Here is a 3,281-nt window from a genome sequence, read left to right as displayed (position 1 = left end):
CATGCACCCCTTCTTTCGGCAATCGCCGTGCCCGCCGCGTGGCCCGAAGCCCACGCCCACTGGAAATTATAACCGCCCAGCCAACCGGTAACGTCTACGGCCTCGACGGTGGCGAACAGCCCTTCAATGTGATTGGCCGCTCCAATAGCTTCCATCGTTCGCGACGACAGCCCGGCGGTGTCGATCCCGCCCGCCGTCACTTCGGCCTTAACAAAGCCTTCGGTGCCATCGGGGCGGAAAGCCCAGCCCTTCAAGCGCTGCATCGCGCCAGTGAGCGCGCTGTCCTTGTGATTGGCCATTTCGCCGGGCAGCACAAGCGCGTCGGCCAGCGCCGTTGCCAACCGTTCGGGCAGCGCACTGCCCAACACGGATTTCAGGCCGGCCTTGGGCCGCTGGCGCTTCATCTCGGTGAGCCAATCAGGCGCGGCATCGGGCAGGAAATCCACCGCAATCGCCTCGCCGTGCCGCCAATAGCTCGACGCTTGCAGCATGGCCGGGCCGGAAAGCCCCTTGTGCGTGAACAGCGCTGCTTCGCGAAACGCTGATTTCCCGGCTTTGGCCACAACTTCGGCAGCCACCCCGGCCAATTCGCGGAACAGGCTTTCGCTACCCGGCAGCGTGAACGGCACCAACGCCGGGCGCGGCGGGATGATCTTCAAGCCAAACTGCTTGCCCAGTTGATAGGCAAAGCCGGTCGCGCCGAGTTTCGGGATGGCCGGCCCGCCCGTGGCAATCACCAGATTGGGCGCGCTGAAAATGCCGGCGCTGGTGGTGACGGTGAAGCAGCCATCGGCGTGGCTCACGTCGGTGATGGCCGCCCCAAACGCGAAATCAACCCGGCCAGCGGCGCATTCGTCCATCAGCATGGCAACGATCTGCTTGGCCGAACCATCGCAGAACAATTGCCCAAGCGTCTTTTCGTGAAAAGCGATGCCGTGCTTTTGCACAAGCTCGACGAAATCGGCGGGCGTGTAGCGCGACAGGGCAGAACGCGCGAAATGCTTGTTTTCGCTCAAGTACCGATCCGGCACCGCACCGATGTTGGTAAAATTGCAGCGCCCACCGCCGGAAATCAGGATTTTCTTGCCCGGATCGGCATTGTGATCGATCACCAGTACCCGCGCGCCGGCCTGCCCGGCCGTCGCCGCGCAGAACAGTCCGGCCCCGCCGGCCCCCAGGATAATCGCATCAAGCATGAGAGGCCGCGTAGCGGGTGGCGGCCGGCAAGGGAAGGCGTTACCCTGACGCGCATGATCGACTGGCCTGCCCTCGCCCGCACCGCGCTGCCCGACATGACCGCGCTGCGCCGCGCCATCCATGCCGATCCGGAACTGGGCCTGCACAACCCGCGCACGTCAGCCAAGATCATGGCGGCGCTGGCCGGCCTGCCGCTCGAATTTCGCACCGGGCCATCGACCACCGGCATTACCGCCACCCTGCGCGGGCCGAACGCTGGCAATTCAAACGGCCGCACCGTGCTGCTGCGCGGCGATACCGATGCGCTGCCGATGCCGGAGGAAACCGGCCTGGATTTTGCCAGCACCATCCCCGGCGCCATGCACGCCTGCGGCCATGATGCGCATGTGGCGATGCTGGCCGGCGCGGCGCGGATATTGTGCGAGCGCCGCGACAGCTTGGCGGGCAGCGTGATGTTCATGTTCCAGCCCGGCGAGGAAGGCCATCACGGCGCAAAGTTCATGCTCGATGATGGTTTGCTCGATCCGCTGCCCGATGCGGCGTTTGCCTTGCACATCATGCCCAACGCGCCGTGGGGAGTGGTGGCGGGCCGCACCGGCGCGCTGCTGGCCAGCAACGACAAATTGCGCATCGTGGTGACCGGGCGCGGCGGCCACGCCTCCATGCCGCACGACGCGCTCGATCCCGTGCCGATCGCCTGCGAGATCGCGCTGGCGCTGCAAACCTTCGTCACACGGCAGGTGAACGTGTTCGATCCCGCCGTCATCACCATCGGCCAGATCAGCGCCGGCACCACCGATAATGTCATCCCCGAAACCGCGCTGCTGTTTGGCAGGATGCGCACCCTTTCGGCGGCCACGCGCGCCAAACTGCACGGCGGCGTGCCGCGGCTGGCCCAAGGCATCGCGGCAGCGCACGGCGCGAACGCCGCGGTGGAGATCATCCCCGGCTTCCCCGTCACCAATTGCGATGGCCGCGCCGTCGCGCTGGGCGAAGCGGTGACGAAACGGCTTTACGGCGAAGACGCGTGGCAAACGCTGGCCCACCCGATAATGGGTGCCGAAGATTTCGCTTACGTGCTGGAAAAGGTGCCGGGTGCGATGTTCTTCCTGGGTGTGGCCGCCGAAGGATCGGACTGGCACGCCTGCTGCGGTCTGCACAGCAGCCACATGCACCTTGATGAAAGCGCCATGGTGCGCGGCGCCGCCCTGCACGCCGCCATCGCTGAGCAGTATCTGGCCAGCGGATTTGAACCGAAATAGTCCGTTGCAAAGCGCCGTCGCCGCGCTATATCGGCGGCCCTCCCGAACGGGAGGCCGGACTTGGTGCGGGGCAGTAGCTCAGATGGGAGAGCGCAGCAATCGCACTGCTGAGGTCAGGGGTTCGATCCCCCTCTGCTCCACCAAACCGGCTGCGCACCCCAGCGCTCATACAGGCGCGCAGCCGCGGCCGTTCTGCGCATTTCTGCCGCGATTTTTGACTGGCCCGCACGTCACGCAGCCCATTACCGCGCGTAAACCCGCGGACCTGGATGGCATCAGCGCGCGCTTGGGCTGTCTCGTATCCAGTCGCAGCGCATCGTCATCCGAGCACGCAGCCAGTGCAGACACGCGAGCCGCAACAATGCCGTGCTGCATTGTCTTTGGCGACAATATGGTCATCTGAAATTTCTTGGGGTCACCGCGCAATTTATACGCAACCGTTTTGCGACAATATTTAAATTTGAATTGCTTGTTACTTGAATAAATTCGATATAAATTTACCCGGCAACACCTGTTAACTAAAAAATTATTGCGGATTTTCAAGAAAGGTTCTGCGTAATAGCCGAATGAGTATAATTACCTAGTCATAATTGGTTATTTTTTTGTCGCACAATAGATACTTTTTTGTACGTTCATAAAGTCCAAACTAAAATGAAAGATTGCGCATGCTTATTCAGACCATCATCGTCCTCATCGTTGTTGGGGTCCTGCTCTGGCTGGTCAACAACAAGATTCCGATGGACGGCACGATCAAGACGATCATCAACCTGGTGGTGATTATCGCTGTCATCGTCTGGCTGCTGCGCAGTTTCGGCATCCTTT

At 62.2% G+C, this 3,281-nt stretch carries 3 protein-coding genes and 1 tRNA gene; 3 read left to right on the top strand and 1 reads right to left on the bottom strand.

Features of this window, described 5'->3' with window-relative positions; genetic code table 11:
• The coding region (locus ACESL8_RS02905) for an NAD(P)/FAD-dependent oxidoreductase (protein ID WP_372915768.1) at positions 1 to 1,196 on the bottom strand (1,196 nt) is incomplete at its 3' end.
• 54 nt (positions 1,197 to 1,250) lie between these two features.
• Between ACESL8_RS02905 and ACESL8_RS02900 the strand changes: the two genes are divergently transcribed.
• The 3 genes from ACESL8_RS02900 to ACESL8_RS02890 form a co-directional block, all read left to right on the top strand.
• Entirely contained in the window at positions 1,251 to 2,459 is a 1,209-nt protein-coding gene (locus tag ACESL8_RS02900) for a M20 family metallopeptidase (RefSeq protein WP_372915766.1), read from the top strand.
• Positions 2,460 to 2,526: 67 nt separating this feature from the next.
• Positions 2,527 to 2,602: transfer RNA gene (locus ACESL8_RS02895), tRNA-Ala, on the top strand.
• A gap of 522 nt (positions 2,603 to 3,124) precedes the next feature.
• Positions 3,125 to 3,281 (top strand): Thivi_2564 family membrane protein (locus tag ACESL8_RS02890; protein WP_372915770.1); only part of this gene is annotated, 157 nt, incomplete at its 3' end.

The sequence above is a fragment of the Sandarakinorhabdus sp. genome (assembly GCF_041689835.1).
Lineage (GTDB): Bacteria > Pseudomonadota > Alphaproteobacteria > Sphingomonadales > Sphingomonadaceae > Sandarakinorhabdus.
Note: the sequence above shows the minus strand (reverse complement) of the source record. Positions and strands in the feature narration are given on the sequence as shown.

What these genes read in the sequence shown, in the direction of transcription:
- ACESL8_RS02900 (WP_372915766.1), top strand. Translation starts at nt 1,251, where the DNA reads ATGATCGACTGGCCTGCCCTCGCCCGCACCGCGCTGCCCGACATGACC.